Genomic DNA, 21,097 nt, shown 5'->3' on the forward strand with positions numbered 1-21,097 from the left:
TGATGGCTGATCCCATCTTTCGATTGGCGTTGCCGTGCATCTCTGGTCACGCGATAGGAAGGAGGATCCGACATGGCGAAGGTTGTTCGGGATATTGTGCGCGCGGCGCGGGACGTGATCGACGGCCTGGCCGCCTGTGGCGTGGCGACGGTGCACGAGGCGCAAGGACGCATCGGCCTGCTCGCGCATCATATGCGGCCAATCTATGCCGGAGCGCGCATCGCTGGATCGGCCGTCACCATTTCGGCACCGCCGGGCGACAATTGGATGGTGCATGTCGCGATCGAGCAGTTGCAGGCGGGCGACATATTGGTGCTCGCGCCGACGTCCCCCTGCGTCGACGGATATTTTGGCGATTTGCTGGCAACCTCGGCGATGGCGCGCGGCTGCCGTGGGTTGGTGATCGACGCCGGGGTGCGCGACGTGCGCGACCTGACCCAAATGGGCTTTCCAGTGTGGTCCAAGGCGGTGTTCGCGCAAGGGACGGTCAAGGCAACGCTGGGTTCGGTCAACGTGCCGGTGGTTTGTGCAGGCGCCGCAATCGATCCGGGCGACGTCATCGTGGCGGATGATGACGGCGTATGCGTGATCAAGCAGGCAGATGCTGCCGCCGTTCTGCAGAAAGCGCAGGCACGCGAGGCCAATGAGGAAGCCAAGCGGCAGCGGCTGGCCGCGGGCGAGCTGGGCCTCGACATCTATGACATGCGTGGCAAGCTGGAGGCGATGGGGCTGAAATATGTCTGATGGCGTGGGCTGCATGTGGATGCGTGGCGGATCGTCCAAGGGCGGCTATTTCCTGCGTGAGGATCTGCCGACGGACGTCGCTAAGCGCGATGCCTTTCTGCTGCGCGTGATGGGATCGCCCGATCCGCGTCAGATCGACGGTATGGGCGGCGCCGATCCACTCACGTCCAAGGTCGCGGTCGTATCGAAGTCAGCGCGCGAAGGCGTGGATGTCGATTATCTGTTCCTGCAGGTCTTCGTAGATCAGGCGATCGTCACGGATGCGCAGAATTGCGGGAATATCCTGGCCGGCGTCGGCCCGTTTGCGATCGAACGCGGCCTGATCGCGGCCACCGGCGAAGAAACGCGCGTCGCCATTTTCATGGAGAATACCGGCCAGGTGGCGGTCGCCACCGTGCAGACGCCGGGCGGGTGCGTCCGCTATGATGGGCATGCAACGATCAGCAGCGTGCCCGGCAGTGCCGCCCCGATCCCGCTTGCCTTTCGCGACACGGCCGGGTCTTCGTGCGGCGCGCTGCTGCCGACAGGTAACGGCGTCGATGAGATCGACGGGGTGCGCGTGACGATGATCGACAATGGCATGCCATGTGTCGTGATGGCCGCGGCCGATGTGGGGATCAGCGGCTATGAGGATCGCGATACGCTGGACGGCAATGGGGCGATGAAGGCGCAGGTTGAGGCGATCCGACTGAAGGCGGGGCCGCTGATGAACCTGGGCGACGTGACCGAAAAGTCGGTGCCCAAGATGATGCTGGTCGCGCGCCCGCAGGATGGCGGCGCGATCGCGGTCCGATCGCTGATCCCGCATCGTGTCCATGCCTCGATCGGCGTCTTGGGGGCGGTCAGCGTTGCGACCGCCTGCCTGATCGAGGGATCGCCGGCGCAACAGGTTGCGATCGTCCCGGACGGTCGTACCAAGACGTTGGGGGTGGAGCATCCCAGCGGCGTGACCGAATGCGTCGTGACGGTCGATGAGGCGGGGGCGCCCACCGAAGCGGGTATGCTGCGGACCGCGCGCAAGCTGATGGACGGGACAGTGTTCGCATGAGCCAGGACGCACAAGGCCGCATCCGCAGCTGGACGGAGACGCCGTCGCGGCCGCATTTTGCGCCGCCGCCGGGCGCGGTCGATGCGCATTGCCATGTCTTCGGACCGCAAGCGCGCTTTCCCTTTTCGGCGAAGGCCAAATATCTGCCGCAGGACGCGGGACCGGACATGCTGTTCGCGCTGCGGCACCGGCTCGGCTTTGACCGCAATGTTATCGTTCAGGCGAGCTGCCACGGCACCGACAATGCGGCCACGCTGGACGCGATCGCACGTTCGGACGGACGTGCGCGCGGCGTGGCGGTGGTGGATCCGGCGATTTCGGAAGCGCACCTGGCGGCGCTGCACGACGGCGGCATTCGTGGCATCCGCTTCAACTTCCTCAAGCGGCTGGTGGACGACGCGCCCAAGGACAAATTCCTGGAAGTGGCCGCGCGTCTGCCCGCCGGCTGGCATGTGGTGGTTTATTTCGAGGCCGACATCCTCGCCGAACTGCGCCCGTTCCTAGACGCCATTCCGGTCCCGCTCGTGATCGATCATATGGGACGGCCGGATGTGATGCAGGGGCCGGACGGGCCGGATATGCGCGCGTTTCGCGCGTTGTTGGACAGCCGCCCGGACATCTCCTTCAAGGCGACCTGTCCGGACCGGCTCGATGCCGCCGGACCGCCGTGGGACGATTTCGCCGCGGCGGTCGCGCCGCTGGTGGCCGACTATCCCGACCGGGCCTTATGGGGCACCGATTGGCCGCACCCCAATATGCAGGACGCCATTCCCGACGACGGCGCGCTCGTCGACATGATCCCGCGGATCGCACCGACGGCCGAATTACAGCGAAAGCTGCTGATCGACAATCCGATGCGGCTTTACTGGGCGGATTGAGGCGCGCCGAGGAAAGTATGCGGTACGAACCCCGCGCTGCTTTTACTCGAATTAAGCAGAGTTAACGGCAACATAGCGGCCCCGAACGGTTGTGATCGCTGGCCTCGCCCAATGTCGGGGAGGCTCGCGATCACCGACCGGAGCCGACATGCGACTTGAACCGATCCCCCCTGACGATCTGCCTCCCGAGGTCAGCGGGATGTATCGGCAGATGCAGGATGTCATTGCAGGCCATCTCAACAATTTCGTGACGCAACGGCCGGACGGCGCGCTCGTCGGGCCCTTCCCGCCCTTGCTCCATTTCCCGCATTTCGGCGCACCGGCGTGGGAATTGATCCGGCGCCTGATCGCATCCTCAACGCTTCCCGCATCGGTGCGCGAGGTGGTTATTTTATCCACGGGTGCGCGCTATGATTCCCGGTACGAAATCTATTCGCACGAGCGTAGTGCGCGCAAATCGACTTTGTCGGCCGAGAAGATCGCGACCTTAAGCGCCGGCGAACGGCCTACTGACCTGAGCGAGCAGGAGGCTGCGGCGTTCGACGTCACGGCGGCGCTGTTGCGCGGCAACCAACTGCCGCAATCCACCTATGATCGCGCGCTGCGCAGCTTCGAGCCGCAGCAATTGGCCGAGATCGTCTATCTCATCAGCGGCTATGTGCTGATCTCGCTCCTGCTCAATGCCTACGACATCTCCGTTCCCGGCCGCGAGGATGGTCTTCTCACCGGCTGATGCCGCACTTCCCAAGGAGTAGATGCCATGAAAGCTGTCATTTTCCATGGTCTCGGCGACATTCGCATCGACGATGTTCCCGAACCCGTAATCGAAGCACCCACGGATGCGATCGTACGGCTGACCGCATCGGCCATCTGTGGGACCGACCTGCATTTCGTCCGCGGCACGGTGAGTGGATTGCAGAAAGGCCAGACGCTGGGGCACGAAGGCGTCGGCATCGTCGAGAGTGTGGGGCCGGAGGTGACCGACATTCAGATCGGCGACCGGGTCATCATTCCGTCCACGGTCGGATGCGGCGCCTGCCAATATTGCCGCCGCGGTTTTTGGGCGCAGTGCGATGTCGCCAACCCGAATGGCAAGCTGGCCGGCACGGTTTATTACGGCGCAACGCAGGAAAATGGCGGGCTGAAAGGCCTGCAGGCGGAGAAAGCGCGCGTGCCTTTTGCCGACGCCAATCTGGTGCGGGTGCCTGAAGAGATTAGCGACGATCAGGCCATCCTGATGAGTGACATCCTGCCGACTGGCTGGTTCGGCGCGGATCTGGCCGAGATAGAAGCCGGCGATAACGTCCTGATCTTCGGATGCGGCCCGGTTGGGCAGATGGCTATCGCATCGGCGCGTCTGATGGGCGGCCATGTGATCGCGGTCGATCGCCTGCCCGATCGGCTGGCGCTTGCCCGTCGTCAGGGGGCGCAGACGATCGATTTTGACGAGCAGGATGTGGTGCAAGCCGTGCGCGACCTAACCGATGGTGACGGTGCCGCCCGCGTGATCGACGTGGTCGGCGTGGATGCGCAACATGCGCAGCATGGACCAGCCAAGCCCGGCCTGCTGGAACAGGCCAAAGGTGCGGTCGAGCAGATGCTGATCGAACCGGGTGCGCACAAGCACGGCCGTCATTTCATTGCGGGCGATGGGCCGGCGCAGGTGCATGATTGGGCGGTGGCTTGCGCCGCCAAGGCGGGCACGGTTGCCATCATCGGCGTCTATCCGCCGACCGACCGGATATTCCCCATCGGCCAGGCGATGAACAAGAACCTGACGATTCGTATGGGGAATGCCAATCATCGCCGCTATTACGACGTGCTGATCGATCATGTGCTGGCGGGGCGGCTCAATCCGGTCGAGATCCTCAGCAATGTCGAGCCGCTGAGCGACGCGATCAGCGCCTACAAGGCGTTTGACGAGCGCCAGCCTGGCTGGATCAAGGTGGAATTGCAGCCCACCGAATGATCGGCGAGGGCGGCGCTCGCGGCCGACGGAGGCCGCGGCGCCACCCGCCCGGTCAGGCGCGGCAATGTTCCGCGATGAAGCGCTCGTGCGGCATGGCGAGCGCCTTGGCGCGGGTGACAGCCTCACGCATCTTGGCGAAGGCGCCTTCCAGCTCCGCCTCCGTGAAGAAGTCGGCAAGGGGATCGTGCTGGCGCGGGGTGAGGCCGAGGCCGACATAGAGCGACAGCCAGCTGGGATCACCGAACGATTCCCACAGATAGCGCACGAAGCGGCCGCGCGATTGCCAGAGGTCGATCTTGTGTTGGAGCTCGTCCGGCAGGCGTTGCGCGCCCATTGCGTCCCAGAACGGTTCGCCGTGCCGCTGATTGCCCCAGTAATGCAGGATCAGGAAATCGCGGATGCGGGCATATTCTTGATCGGCTATCCGATTATATTCGGTACGCAGTGCCGGATCGAAGTGGCGATCCGGCCAGAAATCCAGCAGCCGCTCGATACCGGTCTGGATCAGGGTGATGCTGGTGGACTCCAAGGGCTCCAGAAAGCCTGCGGCCAGGCCCAAAGCCACGCAATTCCCCGCCCACACCTGCGCACGTTTACCGGTCGTGAAGCGGATGAGATTGGGATCGGCGAGCGGTTCGCCTTCAAGGTCGGCCGTAAGCGAAGCCACCGCCTCGTCATCTGAGATGTGCCGGCTGGAATAGACATAGCCGTTGCCGACCCGGCTCTGCAGTGGAATGCGCCATTGCCAGCCAGCGGCGCGAGCAGTCGAGCGGGTGTAAGGCGTCAACGCGCCGGTGCGGGCGCACGGAATGGCGACCGCGCGGTCGCACGGCAGCAGCTCGCTCCAATCGATATAAGGCACCTCCAGCGCCTGGCCGATCAGCAAGGCGCGGAAGCCGGTGCAGTCGATGAACAGATCGCCCTGGATGCGGCGTCCGTCGTCCAGCGTCACGGCGGCGATGTGGCCGGTCGCGCTGTCCTTCTCCGTACCAGCGATGCGCGCATCGATATGGCGGACATGACCGGCCTTGGCACGGGCCGCAAGAAAGTCGGCGAAGGCTGCCGCTTCGAAATGGACCGCCCAGTCGAACGTGCCGAGATCGTTCGGCGGCGCCTCCGGCGGAGGCATGAACAGATTGTGTGCCGCCAGCGCGCTGGCCAGGCAATAATCGGCAAGCGGGGTGCCCTTGCCGGCGGCCTGCAGCTTCAGCCAATATTGGTGGAACTGAACACCGCGCGACGGCGCGCCGTAAAGTCCGAAAGGGTGGAAGAAGCGGTGCCCGTTGCGGCGCCAATCGGCAAATTCGATGCCCAGCTTCACCGTGCCGTTGGTGGCCTTCATCACCTCCGTTCCGCTGGTGCCGATATCGCGGAAATAATCGCGGATGCCGGGGACGGTCGCCTCACCCACACCGATCGTGCGGATCGCGCTGGATTCGATCAGCGTGATGGTGACGTGTTGCCGTTCGAGCCGCCGGGCAAGCGCGGCGGCGGCCATCCATCCGGCAGTGCCGCCACCCGCAATGACAATGGACCGTATGGGGTCAGGCGCTGCCATAGCTCTCCTGCTCGTTGTGCGGCGCTGTCATCGCAGCCCGTTCAAGAAAAAGAAATGCCCGCCGCGGCCTTGGCCGGGCGGGCAAGGTTCCGTCACAGGGGACGGGGGGGCGAATTAGAACTTGACGCGGACGCCGGCCGTGTAGCGGCGCTCGTAAATATTGTTGTAGGCCTTCTGATCCTTGAAGGTCAGATAATATTTCTCATACTCGCCCGTGAGGTTCGAGCCCTGCGCATAGATTGTGACGTGCGGATTGAAATCGTAGCTGACCGATGCATCGACGTAATTGGTCGGCGCCTGGTAAAGTTCTAGACCGGTCAAGCCGCCGAAATTCTGTGAGGCGGCGCGCTTCGAACGATAATTATAGGCGATACGCGCCTGCAGATGTTCGTCCTGGTAGAACAGGGCCGCGTTGGCCTGCCACTTGGAATTGTCCTGGAACGGCACCTTGTTGCCGGCAAGGTCCTTCACGCCGGAATCGGAGGGCGAGAAGGTCAGGTTGGTGTCAAAGCCAAAATTGGTGAGCAAGCCCGGCATGAAGGCCAGATCGCCAAAGGATTGCTTCCACTGCGCTTCGACACCCTTCAGCGTGCCGCCTTCGCCCTGGATCTGGGTGTTGATCGCTACCGTGCGGTTGCGCACGACGCCGTCATTGTCGGGCAGATCGGAGCGCAGCACCGAACCGCTCTGGATGAAGCTCTTCACGTTGATCTTGAACACGCCGATGCTGATCAAGCTGGCGCGGCCCATATAATATTCGAGGCTGGCATCGAAATTGTCGGCGCGCCACGGATCGAGATCGGGGTTGCCGTTGGAGGTGCCGCCGGTGACGCGGAAAACGGGCGCGCCGGGGTTGGATGTGTCGATCGCATAGGTCGGATTGAGACCGCCGCCCCACTGATTGAGATCCAGCAGGGTCATCGTCTTGCTGTAGGCAAGACGCAGCTTGAGGTTGGGCGTGAAGCTCAACGCCACGTTCACCGACGGCAGATAATCGTTGAAGCTGCGCTTCGTGGTGATCGTGCCGGCGATCAGATTGGCGAGGCCGTACGGCCGCGGCGATCCGGTGACGTACTGCATCACGTCCAGCTTGGTGTTGATGAATTTCAGGCCACCATTGCCGTTGAAATCCAGGCCGAACAGTGTGCCGCCGAAGTTGAGTTGGGCGTAACCGGAAATCTGCTTCACGCCGACACGGAAGGACGCGCCCGGATTTTGAACCTCGACATTGCCGGGATAGAAATTGTTCTGGAAGTTCAGCGCATTGTCCATCCGCTTGGGATCGACCGCGAACATATCCGGCACGCCCGGGGCGGGCACGCTGAACGATTTCACATAGTCGCGGATGGTGGCGTCGGTTGCGGGGCGTGTGACGCCGGCCGTGTAGAATTGGCCGGCCGCGTTTTGTGCGAAGCAGCTACTGTCGCTGACCGGCACGTCGAACGCCTTCCACTTGACGAGGCAGCCGCCGGGCTGGCTCGCCTGACCTGCATAAAGCGGGGCTGCGCGATCGAACTCATAATCATTGACCGAGCGATCGCTGTAGCGTGCGCCGAATTCCAGATTGACCTGATCCGAGAATTTGTACGTGCCGTCGGCGCGCACAAGTTTCAGATCGCCGCGGCGGCGGTAATTGCCTTCGGACGAAATCGTCTTGAGCGCATAGGCGCTCTGCGTGCCGAGTGCGCTGACGAGCTGCGAGGGCAGCTGGAAGGTCGGGGTGTTGCCGCTGTAATCGACCACAGCCTGTAGCGAATTGGCGCCGGCAATGGTGTTGACAGCATAACCGCCCGGGTTGAACGCGCGCGCGCCGTCCGGATAGATGCCGATCCCGCCGGGTTGCCATTGCGCGCCGTTCGACAGGCTGAATTGCGCATAGGACTGATCGTAATTGTTGTGCGCCTTGCCATAGATGCCGCGCAGGTTGAGCGTCAGCGGGCCGCCATTGTCGAACTTCAGTTCCAGATTGTAGTTTTGTGACTGCGATTTGTAGCGATCTGTCTGCGCGTACGAATCGAAGTTGCCGAGATCGTAATTATAGACCTGGGTCGTGTTCAGATTGTACGTGTGACTGATACCGTTGACCGTCTGCGTGATCTTCCGGCCTGTGTCGCGGGATTGACCGGGCACGAATTCGGCCGCCTGCCAGTTCACGTCCTGCATCTGGAAGCCGGCGGTACGGTCATATTCCGTCTGGCGGGTGAAGAAGGCATCGCCGGTCAGTTGCAAGGCGTCGTTGATGCGCCACTGGAACGATCCGTTGACGCCTAGCCGCTGGCGCTCGTTGACGCGATCCCAGCCGGTGAAGCCCTGCGGGACGATGAAGATATCGTCGGAGCTGCCGTTGCCGTTAACGTCGCGACCGGTGCCGACGATCGTGCCGTGCGGCCGGTTGGCGGGCGAGAAGCCGCCATTGCTGTCGACGTCGCCGGTGGGGTTGGCGGCGGTGTTGAACTGCTCATTATGCAGCGCCGCGCCATAGCCTTCCTGGATGCCGTTATGCGAATTGGAAAGGTTCACATCGGCATAGGCGGCCGATACCAGCACGCCGAAATCGGCGCCATGCCAGCCTACCAAAGCGTTGACCTTGGGGTCGAGCTTTTTGACGCGGTCGCCATATTGCCCTTCGGCCGAACCCGCGACGGTGAAGCCTGACTTCAGATCGAACGGGCGGCGGGTACGCAGATTGACCGTGCCGGTGATACCGGCATTCAGCAGGTCGGCAGTCGCCGATTTGATCACGTCGGCACCCGAAAAGAGCTGCGACGGAATGTCCTGGAAGTTGGGCTGGACGGTCGTGATGGACTGCGCGCCGAGATAGGCCTCGCCGTTGAGCAGGGTCGTGACCTGCGGCAAGCCGCGGATGTTGACGGTGGAACCCTCGCCTGCGCTGCGCAGGATCTGCACGCCCGGAATACGCTGCAGCGAATCCGAAATGGTGACGTCGGGCAGCTTGCCGATATCCTCGGCCGAAATGGCATCGACGACGGACGCGGCATTGCGCTTGATGCTGACCGCGCGCTGCTGCGCGGCGCGGATGCCGGTGACGACGACTTCGTCGGGTTCGGCGGCCGTCGCGCTTGCCGGCGTCGTCGGAGCGACGGCTTCGCCGGCTGCGTCGGCGCTGACCTGGCTGGGACTTGCCGCCTGATCGGTCGGCGCAACGGCATTGGTGCCCTGCGTCGTCGAACTTTGCTGGGCAAGGGCGGCGGCAGGCACCAGCGCGATCAGCGAGGCGGCGGCCAAAAGATGGGCACGATGGGTATGGATGATGGGCTTCACGATGTTCCCCCTCTGGCGCTTGCAAACGACATCAGAAGAGAAAGGCGAAGCGGCTATGCCGTTCGCTATGATCCTCGCCTGAAGCCTTCGCGGCTGTACGCGCCGCTTGATTGTTGCTGTCTTGTGACCAGCCGCGATGCCTGTCAATAATAAAGAATGTAATTTTCATTTATAATGATGATGTGAATGCAAAGGCGATTGAGCCGTGCTTCATTGGGCACAGCATGATAGCGTCGGATCGGGGTGGGGATGGCCACGGAGGGAGATAGGGTGGCGAGCGCGATCAGGACGGCAATTGCAGCGCATGATGGTACGATCGGCGCTGATGATCGCGGAACCCGCCTCGCAGGCAGCCTGTCGGGCACCAATCTGGAACGGGCTGCCGATTATAATCAGCGGATCGTGCTGCAGGCGATCCGGATTGCGGATGAGACCACGCGATCGGATCTGGCGACGATCACGGGCCTGACGCCGCCGACGATCGCGAATATCACGCGCCGGCTGCTTGATCTGGGGCTGATCGCGGAAGCGGGCCGGCGGTTCGGTATGCGGGGGCAGCCGGCCTTGCGGCTGCGGGTCAATCCGGACGGCTGCTTTTCGATCGGCATCAACATCGATCGCGATCATTACACGATCGTCTCGCTCGATCTGGCCGGCAATGTGCGCACGCGTGCCGTCAAGGAAATCAGCTTCGCCATGCCGGAACATGTGCGCAGCTGCCTGCGCGACGAGGTCGCGGCGATCCGGGCGTCGGGCGCGATCGACGAGAAGCGGCTGATCGGGATCGGCGTGGCCCTGCCCGATGATCTTGGCAGCGTCGCGCTGCCGCATCGCCCGGAAGGCTATACTGTCTGGAACGAGCTGGATGTGGCCGAATTGGTGCGGGAGGTGCTGCCGCTTCCGGTCCATATTGATAATGACGCGGCCGCTGCCGCGATCGGCGAGGCGCAGTTCGGCAGCGGATTGACGCAGCCAAGCTTCTTCTACGTGCTGATCAGCGCCGGCCTGGGCGGCGGCCTGGTGATGGACGGCACCTACGTCCGCGGCGCGACCGCGCGCAGCGGCGAGATCGGCTTTCTGCCCGATCCGTCGGCCGCCAAAGCGGGGGCAACGGTGCAGGATACGGTGTCTTTGTCGGCGCTGCTCGCGCGCATGGAGGCAGCAGGCGAACCGATCGAGGGTATCGATGCTTTGTCGGAGGAGATGCCGGTGGTGCGCGGCTGGCTGGATGATGCCGCACGATCGCTGACCGACCCGCTGGTCGCAGTGAACTGCCTGGTCAATCCTGCGGCCGTGCTGATCGGCGGGCGCCTGCCCGAACCGCTGATCGATGCGCTGGTGATGCGGCTCAACGATGCGCTCGGCAAGGTGCGGGCGCCCGCTATCGCACCGGTATTGCGCGCCGCCACGTCCGGCGACGCACCGGCAATCGGTGCAGCGATCTTGCCCTTCCTCGATCGCGTCTTGCCCACCGAGTCAGCGCTGATGCAGGCAGGTCGCAGCTGAATAAAACAAATCTCTTTCGTAATTAGCCGGGGCTGATTAGAGGTTCGGCAAGCGCCGCTCAGGCGCGCTTCAGGGGGAGGCACGCAGTGGCTGCAAATGCACCGCGCCAAGGGCTGGCATTCGTTTACATAACGACCTTGTTCTTCATCTGGGGCGCCGTGACGTCGGTCAACGATGTGCTGATCCCGGCGGTGAAGGAAATTTTCACCCTCACCGATACACAGGGCTTCCTGACCCAGTTCGCCTTCTTCATGGCCTATGGTGTCGTGTCGCTGCCGGCCGCTTTGGTCGTTTCGCGCCTGGGTGCGGCGCGTTCGATCATACTGGCACTGGCGATCATGGTGGTGGGCTGTCTGCTGATGCCGGTCGCCACCCATTGGCGTACCTACACGATCGTCCTCGTCGCGCTGTTCATCATCGCCAGCGGTATCACCCTGCTGCAGGTGTCGGCCAATCCGCTTTCGGCCGTGCTGGGGCCGCCGGAGAAGTCGCATTTCCGGTTGGTGTTGAGCCAGGGGTTCAACTCGCTTGGTACGGTAATCGGCCCCTATGTCGCGGCGCATACGCTGCTGCAGGGCGGCCTGTTCTCGGGCGGCGAGGCCAGCGAAGCCAAGATCGTGGAGTCGCTCGGGCGGCTCGACCTCGCTTATTATTTCATCGCGGGGGTCATCGTCCTGCTGGCGATCTTTCTGTTCAGCGTACGCGGCCGAATTACGGCAGCGGCGCCTGCCGTCGATAAAGATGCCGCGAGCATCGGCGCGGCATTCCGGTCAAAATGGGCGTTGCTCGGTGCGGGTGCGATCTTCCTCTATGTCGGCGCGGAAGTGTCGATCGGCTCGACGATGGTCAACTTCCTTGAGCAACCCAACATCCTCGCCTTAAGCGCCGTCGAGGCCGGCAAGCTCGTCAGCCTCTATTGGCTGGGCGCGATGATCGGCCGTTTCCTGGGCAGCGGGCTATTGACCCGCATCCCCGCCAGTCGATTGTTGCTGTTCGTTGCCGCTGTGGCAGCGATCCTCTGTCTGATCGTCAGCCAGATCGACGGACGGGCCGCGGCCGTGCTTGCCATTGCGATCGGCCTGTTCAATGCGATCATGTTCCCAGTGATCTTCACGCTAACGCTGGAACGATCGCGCGCACCGGCCGCCGCGGTGGCGGGCTTGCTGTGCATGGCGATCGTCGGCGGCGCGCTGGTGCCGCTTGTGTTCGCCTATGTCGCGGACATCACCACCAGCCGGTCCACCGCCTTCCAGGTGCCGATGCTCTGCTATCTGCTGATTGCCGGCTTTGCGTTGGCGGCTGCCCGCGCTCCGGTCGTGGCACGCGCGGCGGCCCCGGCGGCCGGCCATTGATGTCGCGAACAGACGAGGCGAGCGTGTGATTCAGATTGGCGTAGATTTCGGCGGAACGAAGATAGAGGCGGCCGCGCTGGGCGGCGACGGCGCCTTTCTCGTCCGCCAGCGCGTGCCAACGCCGGACACGTATCCTGCGGCAATTCGGGCCGTTGCCGATCTGGTGGCGGCAGTCGAGGCGGAGGTGGGGCAGGTCCGATCGATCGGTGTCGGCCTGCCAGGGTCGATTTCGCCACGCACGGGCGCGATGCGCAACGCCAACACCGTCTATTTGAACGGATCATCCTTTCGCGAGGATCTCGCACACGCGTCCGGCCGCCAAGTGCGCATCGCCAACGATGCGAATTGTCTCGCCTTGTCGGAAGCGCGCGACGGCGCTGCGGCGGGCGCACATGTGACGTTTGCGGTGATTATCGGCACAGGCTGCGGCGGTGGGGTCGTGGTGGGGGGCGAACTGATCGAAGGCGCGAACGGCATTGCCGGTGAATGGGGCCACATCCCACTGCCGTGGGCGCGCGAAGATGAATTGCCCGGGCCGGATTGCTGGTGCGGCCAGCGCAACTGTCTGGAGAAATGGATTTCCGGCACCGGCTTCCGCAAGGATTTCGAACGCCGCAGCGGCCGGCTGTTGAAGGGCGAGGAGATTGTGGAGCTTGCCCGCAACGGCGATCCCATCGCGGCCGCCACGCTCGACGATTATATTGATCGGCTCGGCCGTGGGCTGGCGATCATCGCCAATATCCTCGATCCCGACTGCTTCGTAATGGGGGGCGGCATGTCCAACGTGACCGAGCTGTACGGGCGGCTACCCGCCGTCATTGACCGTCACACGTTCAGCGATGGTTGGCAGGGCAAGATCGTCCAGGCCAAATGGGGCGATAGTTCCGGCGTGCGCGGGGCCGCGCATCTGTGGCCGGCAAGCTGAGGTCAGGGCGCATTGCGCAGGCGGCACACGTCACCGCGCAGGTTGCTCGCCTCTGAAACGCCGCGATCGGTGAAGCGCACATAGCGCTTGCCCGGCGCATAACCCGGCCAAGCCGGTAGGCCGGCGCCGTTCGGATCGCCGGTCCGCGCGAAGTTGAGCCAATAAGCGTGCATCGGCGGCGCACCCGCTGGCAGGCGTGCACCCGCCTGCATCACATAAGGAAGCTCGCCGGCATGAACGACCGGTTTGCCGCCGGGGCCGACATAGCCGAACTCATATTGCCAGACGGGCAAACCAGCTGCTGCATGATGTGCGGCGACCACGCCGGCGGGGCAGGCGAAGATGAGATCGGTCGATACTTGCAGCCGACGATCGCCGCGTTCCGGATCAGGATCCGGCGTTGAATCGTAAAAGGAACGCGCTTGTGCCGCGTTCGCGCCAAAACCCGTGGAGATCGCTCGATCGAGCGGATCTTTCGCGCCGAGATAGGCGAATTCCCGGCTATTGGAGCCGATGATCAGCGGCACGCGGGCCCCCTCCCGGCGGGCAAGCGTGGTCGCCGGGGGCGCGCGCAACACCCAGCCATCCGCCGTTGCTGCCAGCCAGATGAAACTGTCTGAAGCGAGACCCGGTATCTTGCTGTCTTCGGAGATTTTGAGCAGCGTCTCCACCGGGAGCGCCCGCAGCGTAGCCGCATCGGCATTGGCGGGTGCCCCGGCTGCCTGCGCGAGCAGCGTGCCGATCCGTTCATTCTCTGCGAGCGTGCGGGGCGGGATGCCGAAGCCGGCGGTGCCGCTTTCTTCGATCGCCTTGTGAAACAGGCCCCGCGCCAGCGGCGACAGCTGCTGCAGCCCCACGTCCTGCGCGCCGGCGGACTCTCCGAAGATGGTGACGTTGCTTTCATCGCCGCCGAAGCGGGCGATATTGGCCTGCACCCAGCGCAAGGCCGCCTGCTGATCCATCAGCGCATAATTGCCGGACGTGTGGTGCGGTGATTCGGCTGTCAGCGCCGGATGCGAAAGGAAGCCCAGCGCGCCCAACCGATATTGGACCGTGACGAGCACGACCTCCTTGCCGAAATCCGATCCCGTCGTGTCGGCGCCGCTGCCGGCCCGATTGCCGCCGCCATGGATCCACACCATGACCGGCAGCTTCTTCTTGCTGGCGGGCGAGGCCGGCGTCGCGACCTCCAGATAGAGACAGTCTTCCGATTGGCGGGCGGCGGCCGCATGGTTCCAGCCATAGTCGATCTGCGGACAGGCAGGCGCGGAATGGGTGGCGTCGCGCACGCTCGTCCAGTGCGGCACCGCGACCGGTTCACGCCAGCGCAACGGCCCGACCGGCGGCTGCGCGAATGGGATGCCTCGGAACAGACGGCGGCCATCCGGCATCGCCTCGCCGGCGATCGCGCCGTTGGTGGTGGACACGATGGTGCCGGGCGTGGCGGCGGCCAGGGCAAGGGCGGTGAGGATCATCAGAGTCTGTCCACTTCAGGCTGATGGAAGGTGAGCGGCCGGGATTGCGGGCGGCCCGGCCTTGTCAATCGACAGCGGTCTTGCGGGGCGCGGGCAGCGCCAGCGCTTGCTTGATCGCACGTTCCGCAACCGGGGCCATCACCTCGTAGCCGGCCCGCGTCGGATGAACGTGATCGGAGGACAGCCCCTCGCGGATGCCCAGACCCGGGCCCTTCAGCGCGGTCCAATAATCGGCGTAGATGCAGCCGGCGCGCGCGGCATAAGCCTTCAGCCAGCCGTTCATCGCCACGATCTTGCTGCCGGTCTCCAGCCCCGGCTTCCAAGGAAACAGATCCGCAGGCGGAATCGAGGCCAGGATCACGCGGATGCCGTTGGCATGTGCCAGCTCCACCATCGAGCGGATGTTGCCCTGCGTTTCCTCCGGCGTCATCGGGCCGGTATTGCCGGCGATGTCGTTCGTGCCGGCCATGATCTGCACGACCGCCGGGCGAAGATTGATCACGTCGGCGCGAAAGCGCGTCAGCATCTGCGGCGTGGTCTGGCCGCCAATGCCGCGGCCGACCCGATCGTTACTGAAGAATTCCGGCCACATGCTGGCCCAATTGTCCGTGATGGAATCGCCCATGAAGACGATGCGGGGATGTTTGGAATTCGGCGCAAGCGCCGCATTGGCCGCGCGATAGCGGGCCAGATAGGGCCAGTCCGAACCGAGCCGCGCATTCCATTCGACCGAGAATTTATTGGCGGGATCCAGCGCGATCTGGGTCGAACCCGGACCTGCCAGCAACGCGGACAACGCGACGCCCAACAGCACATTCATACGCATCAGATTTCCTCCGATCCGGCATCCACTTTCACGATGGAATATCCGGTACGAGAACGCCTTAGCATTGCCATTCCGCCACGCCAGACGGACATTGGCCGTGGCGCACGAAAGCGCCTCAATGAGTCGGTTTTTGTAACCTTTTGCGTGTCCTCCGGCCCCTATCACAGGCGTTGCGAGTGATCCATTCGCCGCACGCCGCGCCCCGATTGGCCGCTCCCGCAAAGCCGATTGAGCGACATTCATCTGCCCGACAGGTTTCGTGGACACCCTTGCGGCAGAGTGATCGAAAGGGAGAAGCTGAATGGCTGTCATGTCTCAAAAGTCGGGCGTCCGCATCCTGCTGGCGGCGTCCGCATTATCGGCGTCCGGCGTGGTGTTCGCGCAAGTGCAGGATCCATCCGATCCGAATGTAGTCGTCAATGGCCGGAAGACGGATGGGCCAGAGATCAAGGGCGTGATTTCCGCGCGTAACGGCGACAAGCTGAAGGTCACTGCCGAAGATGGCACCAGCACCATCATCGCCATCGACGATGCAACGCAAATCAGATCCGGTGGCGGGTTGTTCAGCAGCCACGGCAAACGCGACGCTGCGGCGTTGCTCAACGGCTTGCCCGTGTCGGTGAAGACGGTGCGCTTTGGCGCCGATCAATCGAACGATGCCCTGGTGGCGAGCCAGATCAAGTTCCGCAACAACGACTTCAAGACCGCGTCGATGATCCGTAACGGCACCGCCCAGCGCTTCGACGAGCAGACGGCAGCCACCGAAGCCCTGAAGGGCCGCATGGCCGATATCGACAAATATAACATCAAGGCCACGACCAACGTCCATTTCGACACCGGCAAGGCGGTGCTGTCGGCGGAAGACAAGGCGGCGCTGTGCAATACAGCGAGCTCGGCGGAGGGCATGGAAAATGCCCTGATGCTGGTGGTCGGCTATACCGACTCCACCGGTGGAGACGATCTCAACCAGGAACTCAGCGAGAAGCGCGCCAATCGCGTGATCAACTATCTGCAGCAGGCGTGCGGCTGGAAGCCCTATCGGATGCTGACCCCGACCGGCATGGCGAAGGCGGATCCGCTGGCCAGCAACGATACGCCGGAAGGCAAGGCGCAGAACCGCCGCGTGGCCGTGAACATCCTCGTCAGCAAGAGCGTCGACGGGCTGTAAACCTCGACGCACATGCCCGAGCGGGATAGCTATCGCTGTCTCCGGACCGGCCGGGATGCGCGTGGAGGCCCAAGGCTCGCGCATCCTGGCCGTTCCTTTTCTCGGCCTCTGATCGGCTTGCCTTGCGATCGTTCGTCGGACGCTTCATCATGCGGCCAGGCGCGAAGAATTGCGGGCAGCCACGCCGATCCCGGCACAAGCTGAAAGCCGCCATCACGACCCGCTGGTGCGCGCTTCACGACGGGAGAAAATATGGCCGATAACCTCATTTTCCTGCCCGAGGGGAGCCTGGGGCGCCCGTCCGACGCGGTTGAGTCATTCTGCTGGATCACGAGCGCGAAGCTGTCGTTCGATGTCCTCTGGAACACCGACGGCACGGATGATGCCATCAACCTCTACCATGCGGCGGAGTATGAGGGTGAGGTCAATAACGGTGGCCACGACCAATATTTCCACAACCGCAACAACCACACGCCCGTATATCGGTCCGCCTTGAAGGGGCTGGAGATGATCGGGGCCGATGCCTATGCGCGGCTCGTTGCCGCGATGATCACTTGGGCCGAGCAGCACCCCGAAGAGGTGGCGGCGACGCCGGACACACCCCGGTCCTCCACGCTTGATCGCTTGGACGACCAGTTTTTCAGCCTGAGCAAAGAGCGATCGGTCCGGGATTTCACGCGCGATTGGCTTTCGCGATCCCCAAAGGTGCGCCTCATTCCCAAAGCGGAATTTGAACGAATGGGGCTCGATGCACAAAAGGCGAGAAGTGCGCGATCTGACGCGGTCGCACAGGCGCCGCAGACGGAAACAGCCGTGCTGCGTGGATTCGCACGTCGGTTGATCGATCGATTGACCCACTGGAAGCTCTAACAAGGGTTCATGAATGTCGCTCGCATCGGGCGGCTTACAGGCGTTCCGAACCAGATGACTGTTTCGGTCGAGAGGGCGACGATAGGATCGATCACCTTCGGCCAGAATCCGCGAGCGCCGATCCCGCGTCAGCTGGTTAAGCGCATCCCGGTACGTCATTTGACTTAAGGCCGATCGGCCCGCGCTCAGGCCATAACATGCAGGCGGGGCGGGATACGTAGCTCGTTCTGCATGAGATATTTCGTGCCGGCGCGTCTTGCCGACGCCGCAGCTTCGCCACCTGGTCTTACACCTTGGGGGGAGAGACCGGCGCCCGTTCCTCCTGCCCGAGAATGCCGATGCCGCCTGCCACCGTGCCCAGTCTCGTTCCGTACAATCCCAATTTGAACGGCAATCCCGCATCGGCGACCGGATCGGCTTACCCTAATGGCAATCCCGCGCTGGGCTATAATCCGCCCGGTGTGCGGAACACCGACACCGCCGTTCCCCTGCATGAGCGGGAACCGGTGGTGCATGATTATGAGAGCGAGGGACCGGCGCCCGGTAACATCGCGCTGCGCTGGATGTACGGTTCCAACGTAGCGGCAAAGAACCGCGATCCGCGCATCCAGGTGATGCAGTATAATGAAGACACATTCCTGCTGCGCCAGAATGTCTGCAGCCACTGGGAAGCGCCGTTCACCTATCTTCTGTTCGGCAATGACCGCGCGCTGCTGATCGACACCGGCGCGACCGCGAACGCACGCCATTATCCGCTGCGGGATACGGTCGATGCGATCATGACCCGCTGGGGTCAGGCCCGGCGCCGCCCCAATCTGCCGCTGACGGTGGTGATGACGTCCGGCGAAGACGTCGCGCAGAATCAGGGGCTGGGGCAGTTTGCCGGCCGACCGCATACGACGCTTCAGCCAACACCGCCGGCGCTCATGAAACGTTTTCACCGGCTTGCCTCCTGGCCTGCGGGCACGGGCAAGATCGATCTGGGCGGCCGCGTGGTTGACGTGATCCCGACGCCCGGCACGCATAAGGACGGGATCAGCCTGTACGATCCTTACTGCGACTTGCTGTTCACCGGCGACCTTTTCTATCCGGGCAAGATCCAGATCGCCAACGATCGCGATTTCGTCACCTCGCTCGAACGGTTGCGGCAGTTCAGAGATGAGCATCCCGTGAAGTGGATCCTGGGCGGACATGTCGAGATGATGTTCGTGCCCGGCAAAGCCTATCCTCGCTTCGCCACCTATAAGCCGTACGAGCGCGTGCTGCAGATGGACCCTGCCCTGCTGGATGAGGGGGTGCGTTATGCACACGAGGTGGCCGGCAAATCGCTGATGCTGATCCGCCCCGATTTCATCCTGCTGAACGACGTGAGCCCCGACCAGCGCACGCGGGTGTGGCCGGAGGGCGTGCCCAACATCGACCCGCCCCGGCCCTTCTGAAATCGGCTGCCTGTTTTCCTTCGAAGCGTGAGATCTGATGCAGCGTAGAGACTTTCTGACATTGACGGCCGCTGCCGCGGTCGTGCCCGTCCAATCGGTGCTGCGGGCGGCCGTCCCGGCGCCAGGTCCGCGCATCGATTTCAAACGCGCCGACGCGGCGCCGGGCGCTTTCCCTGCCAAGTGGATCTGCGGCTCGTCCTCGCTGATGGATAACCAGGATCCACCGGTACAGGTGCATTGGTACAATCCGCACACCGCGATCCTGCGTCAGAACAAGGCCTATAGCTACGAAGCGCCGTTCGCGCCGCTCTACTTCGGCAATGATCGCGTGCTGCTGCTGGATGAGGGCTTCACCCAGCTGCGCACCGACTGGGATTTGCGGGGCGTCGTAGATGATTGCATCGCCGGCTGGTGCCGGCGGAACGGGCGCAACCCGGCGGATATGGAATTGCTGGTGGCCTTCTCGCACCTGCACGCGGATCATTATGCTGCGGTCAACCAGTTCGCCGATCGGCCCAACACGCGCTACATGGGCCTGACCCACGAAGAGATGCTCGGCTTCTGGGGAATGACCAATTTTCCGGAGCAGCGCGTATCGCTGGATCTGGGCGGCCGCGAAATCCTGATCTGGGGATCGCCCGGCCATGTCATATCCGAATGCGCCTTTTACGATAGCTACACCTACATCCTGTTCACGGGGGACATGTTTTATCGCGGGCGCTGCTATATCAGCTTCTGGCAGCCCTGGTTCGACAGCATGCAGCGGCTGATCCGGTTCGTGGATACGCATCCCGTCAGCCATGTGATGGGCTGCCATATCGAGATCAGCAACGCGGGGGTGGATTATCCCTATGGCACTACCTGGCAGCCGGACGAGGCGCCGGTGCATATGTCGGTCGACGATCTGCGCCATGCGTTCGAGATCGCGAAGACGATCAAGGAGCCCGGCATCTACTTCACCGGCAAGGTTTTTCTCTGCAACCAGACCCGCGGCACGACCACGATCGACCGGAATCCCTATCGCTACGATTGACGGGAGCGGACCGCGCGGAGCGGTCGCGCTGGCTTTGCGTCGGCAGAGATTCTAGCATTTCCATCATGCCCCATCTGCCGACCAACCCTGCCCATCTTGGTCTTGGCGCCTCGGCGTCGATCGAGCCGGAATTCACCGACGAAAGCTGGTATGCGGCCTATACGGCGCGCCATGCCGAGGACGGCGCCGAGGGACGACTCGTCTCTCAATTCAGCTTCAGCGAGTCGTGGGCGAGCTGGGAAATGCATCCACGGGGCGCGGAACTGGTCATCTGTACCGCTGGTAAGATCGTGCTCCATCAGGAGCATGCCGATGGGTCGACGGACAGCGTCGTGTTGGGCCCGGGAGATTATGTCATCAATCCGCCCTGCAGCTGGCATACCGCCGACGTAGACGCGGGGACATCCGCGACGGCGATCTTCATCACGCCGGGCGTGGGGACGCAGCACAGGCCGCGCTGAGCGGCATCTATTCGGGCAGCCTCTGCGTCTGGCGCAAAGCTTCCCCCACTGCCAGCGCGGCCGTAGTGGCAAGGTTCATCGAACGTACCTGTGGGCGCATCGGGATGCGAATGCGCCCGTCGCAATTCTCTGCAATCATCGTGGGCACGCCCGCGCTTTCCTTGCCGAACAGGAGAATATCGTCGACCCTGAACCGGAAGTCATAAGCGGACTCGCTGCTCTTGGTGGTGAACAGGATCAACCGGGCCGCGCCGATGCCCGCCCGAAACGCGTCGAAGCCGGTATGACGGGTCACAACGACATGGTCGATATAGTCCATCGCCGTCCGGCGGACGCGGCGGTCGTCCCAGGCAAACCCCATCGGCTCGATCAGATCGACTGCCACGCCCATGCAGGCGCCCAGCCGCAGGACCGCACCGACATTGCCGGCGATTTCGGGTTCGAACAGAGCAATGCGCATGCGCGCTGCTAGGCGGCGAGGGCAGGCGCTTGCAAGCGGAGAGCGTGCGCGTTGCTATCTCCTGGAACGGTCATGAAACGCAGACGCTGTTCGATGCGGTTGT

The 21,097-nt window shown here is 63.4% G+C and carries 18 protein-coding genes; 13 read left to right on the forward strand and 5 right to left on the reverse strand.

The window, feature by feature from the left end:
* Positions 1–72: 72 nt before the first annotated feature.
* From ligK to ACOJSI_RS06175, 5 genes are all read left to right on the forward strand, one after another.
* Positions 73–744, forward strand: a complete 672-nt coding sequence (gene ligK, locus ACOJSI_RS06155; protein WP_420137382.1) for a 4-carboxy-4-hydroxy-2-oxoadipate aldolase/oxaloacetate decarboxylase — start codon at positions 73–75, stop codon at positions 742–744.
* The gene (locus tag ACOJSI_RS06160; protein WP_420137383.1) at positions 737–1,792 is read left to right on the forward strand and encodes a 4-oxalomesaconate tautomerase; all 1,056 of its coding nucleotides are present in this window, start codon (positions 737–739) and stop codon (positions 1,790–1,792) included. The genes ligK and ACOJSI_RS06160 overlap by 8 nt, the downstream gene beginning before the upstream one ends.
* On the forward strand, positions 1,789–2,670 hold the full coding sequence (locus tag ACOJSI_RS06165) for an amidohydrolase family protein (protein WP_420137384.1): 882 nt from the start codon (positions 1,789–1,791) through the stop codon (positions 2,668–2,670). The genes ACOJSI_RS06160 and ACOJSI_RS06165 overlap by 4 nt, the downstream gene beginning before the upstream one ends.
* A gap of 148 nt (positions 2,671–2,818) precedes the next feature.
* A complete protein-coding gene (locus ACOJSI_RS06170; RefSeq protein WP_420137385.1) occupies positions 2,819–3,403 on the forward strand; it encodes a carboxymuconolactone decarboxylase family protein in 585 nt (194 codons plus the stop codon).
* 27 nt (positions 3,404–3,430) lie between these two features.
* A complete protein-coding gene (locus ACOJSI_RS06175) occupies positions 3,431–4,639 on the forward strand; it encodes a zinc-dependent alcohol dehydrogenase (RefSeq protein WP_420137386.1) in 1,209 nt (402 codons plus the stop codon).
* 52 nt (positions 4,640–4,691) lie between these two features.
* Here ACOJSI_RS06175 and ACOJSI_RS06180 read toward each other — a convergent pair whose 3' ends face one another.
* Positions 4,692–6,197: a tryptophan halogenase family protein gene (locus tag ACOJSI_RS06180; protein ID WP_420137387.1), complete on the reverse strand. Its 1,506-nt coding sequence runs from the start codon at positions 6,195–6,197 to the stop codon at positions 4,692–4,694.
* Between the two features lie 114 nt (positions 6,198–6,311).
* A complete protein-coding gene (locus tag ACOJSI_RS06185; protein WP_420137388.1) occupies positions 6,312–9,479 on the reverse strand; it encodes a TonB-dependent receptor in 3,168 nt (1,055 codons plus the stop codon).
* 270 nt (positions 9,480–9,749) lie between these two features.
* Between ACOJSI_RS06185 and ACOJSI_RS06190 the strand changes: the two genes are divergently transcribed.
* From ACOJSI_RS06190 to ACOJSI_RS06200, 3 genes are all read left to right on the forward strand, one after another.
* Positions 9,750–10,985, forward strand: a complete 1,236-nt coding sequence (locus ACOJSI_RS06190) for an ROK family transcriptional regulator (protein ID WP_420137389.1) — start codon at positions 9,750–9,752, stop codon at positions 10,983–10,985.
* Positions 10,986–11,071: 86 nt separating this feature from the next.
* Positions 11,072–12,337 (forward strand): sugar MFS transporter, encoded by a 1,266-nt coding sequence (locus ACOJSI_RS06195; RefSeq protein WP_420137390.1) that lies wholly within the window; start codon positions 11,072–11,074, stop codon positions 12,335–12,337.
* A gap of 25 nt (positions 12,338–12,362) precedes the next feature.
* Positions 12,363–13,262, forward strand: coding sequence for an ROK family protein (locus tag ACOJSI_RS06200; protein ID WP_420137391.1), 900 nt, complete (start codon positions 12,363–12,365; stop codon positions 13,260–13,262).
* Between the two features lie 2 nt (positions 13,263–13,264).
* Here ACOJSI_RS06200 and ACOJSI_RS06205 read toward each other — a convergent pair whose 3' ends face one another.
* Together ACOJSI_RS06205 and ACOJSI_RS06210 are read right to left on the reverse strand one after the other, a co-directional pair.
* Entirely contained in the window at positions 13,265–14,737 is a 1,473-nt protein-coding gene (locus tag ACOJSI_RS06205) for a carboxylesterase/lipase family protein (RefSeq protein ID WP_420137392.1), read from the reverse strand.
* A gap of 64 nt (positions 14,738–14,801) precedes the next feature.
* On the reverse strand, positions 14,802–15,563 hold the full coding sequence (locus ACOJSI_RS06210; RefSeq protein ID WP_420137393.1) for an SGNH/GDSL hydrolase family protein: 762 nt from the start codon (positions 15,561–15,563) through the stop codon (positions 14,802–14,804).
* 301 nt (positions 15,564–15,864) lie between these two features.
* Between ACOJSI_RS06210 and ACOJSI_RS06215 the strand changes: the two genes are divergently transcribed.
* The 5 genes from ACOJSI_RS06215 to ACOJSI_RS06235 all read left to right on the forward strand — a co-directional run bounded on the left by ACOJSI_RS06215 (position 15,865) and on the right by ACOJSI_RS06235 (position 20,534).
* A complete protein-coding gene (locus ACOJSI_RS06215) occupies positions 15,865–16,731 on the forward strand; it encodes an OmpA family protein (RefSeq protein ID WP_420137394.1) in 867 nt (288 codons plus the stop codon).
* Positions 16,732–16,983: 252 nt separating this feature from the next.
* On the forward strand, positions 16,984–17,601 hold the full coding sequence (locus ACOJSI_RS06220; RefSeq protein ID WP_420137395.1) for a DMP19 family protein: 618 nt from the start codon (positions 16,984–16,986) through the stop codon (positions 17,599–17,601).
* A gap of 332 nt (positions 17,602–17,933) precedes the next feature.
* A complete protein-coding gene (locus tag ACOJSI_RS06225) occupies positions 17,934–19,040 on the forward strand; it encodes an MBL fold metallo-hydrolase (RefSeq protein WP_420137396.1) in 1,107 nt (368 codons plus the stop codon).
* 37 nt (positions 19,041–19,077) lie between these two features.
* Positions 19,078–20,073 carry an MBL fold metallo-hydrolase gene (locus ACOJSI_RS06230; protein WP_420137397.1) on the forward strand — a complete coding sequence of 332 codons (996 nt, stop codon included), beginning with the start codon at positions 19,078–19,080 and terminating at the stop codon, positions 20,071–20,073.
* A 65-nt stretch (positions 20,074–20,138) separates the two neighbouring features.
* Positions 20,139–20,534, forward strand: a complete 396-nt coding sequence (locus ACOJSI_RS06235; protein ID WP_420137398.1) for a cupin domain-containing protein — start codon at positions 20,139–20,141, stop codon at positions 20,532–20,534.
* A 7-nt stretch (positions 20,535–20,541) separates the two neighbouring features.
* On the opposite strand, the gene ACOJSI_RS06240 is transcribed toward ACOJSI_RS06235, so the two are convergent.
* Positions 20,542–20,994: a tRNA (cytidine(34)-2'-O)-methyltransferase gene (locus tag ACOJSI_RS06240; protein WP_420137399.1), complete on the reverse strand. Its 453-nt coding sequence runs from the start codon at positions 20,992–20,994 to the stop codon at positions 20,542–20,544.
* Between the last annotated feature and the right edge of the window lie 103 nt (positions 20,995–21,097).

The organism is Sphingomonas sp. (genome assembly GCF_048595155.1).
GTDB lineage: Bacteria > Pseudomonadota > Alphaproteobacteria > Sphingomonadales > Sphingomonadaceae > Sphingomonas_I.

What these genes read in the sequence shown, in the direction of transcription:
- ACOJSI_RS06160 (WP_420137383.1), top strand. Translation starts at nt 737, where the DNA reads ATGTCTGATGGCGTGGGCTGCATGTGGATGCGTGGCGGATCGTCCAAG.
- ACOJSI_RS06205 (WP_420137392.1), bottom strand. Translation starts at nt 14,737, where the DNA reads ATGATCCTCACCGCCCTTGCCCTGGCCGCCGCCACGCCCGGCACCATC.
- ACOJSI_RS06220 (WP_420137395.1), top strand. Translation starts at nt 16,984, where the DNA reads ATGGCCGATAACCTCATTTTCCTGCCCGAGGGGAGCCTGGGGCGCCCG.
- ligK (WP_420137382.1), top strand. Translation starts at nt 73, where the DNA reads ATGGCGAAGGTTGTTCGGGATATTGTGCGCGCGGCGCGGGACGTGATC.
- ACOJSI_RS06210 (WP_420137393.1), bottom strand. Translation starts at nt 15,563, where the DNA reads ATGCGTATGAATGTGCTGTTGGGCGTCGCGTTGTCCGCGTTGCTGGCA.
- ACOJSI_RS06215 (WP_420137394.1), top strand. Translation starts at nt 15,865, where the DNA reads ATGGCTGTCATGTCTCAAAAGTCGGGCGTCCGCATCCTGCTGGCGGCG.
- ACOJSI_RS06180 (WP_420137387.1), bottom strand. Translation starts at nt 6,197, where the DNA reads ATGGCAGCGCCTGACCCCATACGGTCCATTGTCATTGCGGGTGGCGGC.
- ACOJSI_RS06175 (WP_420137386.1), top strand. Translation starts at nt 3,431, where the DNA reads ATGAAAGCTGTCATTTTCCATGGTCTCGGCGACATTCGCATCGACGAT.
- ACOJSI_RS06225 (WP_420137396.1), top strand. Translation starts at nt 17,934, where the DNA reads ATGCCGATGCCGCCTGCCACCGTGCCCAGTCTCGTTCCGTACAATCCC.
- ACOJSI_RS06230 (WP_420137397.1), top strand. Translation starts at nt 19,078, where the DNA reads ATGCAGCGTAGAGACTTTCTGACATTGACGGCCGCTGCCGCGGTCGTG.
- ACOJSI_RS06235 (WP_420137398.1), top strand. Translation starts at nt 20,139, where the DNA reads ATGCCCCATCTGCCGACCAACCCTGCCCATCTTGGTCTTGGCGCCTCG.
- ACOJSI_RS06240 (WP_420137399.1), bottom strand. Translation starts at nt 20,994, where the DNA reads ATGCGCATTGCTCTGTTCGAACCCGAAATCGCCGGCAATGTCGGTGCG.
- ACOJSI_RS06165 (WP_420137384.1), top strand. Translation starts at nt 1,789, where the DNA reads ATGAGCCAGGACGCACAAGGCCGCATCCGCAGCTGGACGGAGACGCCG.
- ACOJSI_RS06170 (WP_420137385.1), top strand. Translation starts at nt 2,819, where the DNA reads ATGCGACTTGAACCGATCCCCCCTGACGATCTGCCTCCCGAGGTCAGC.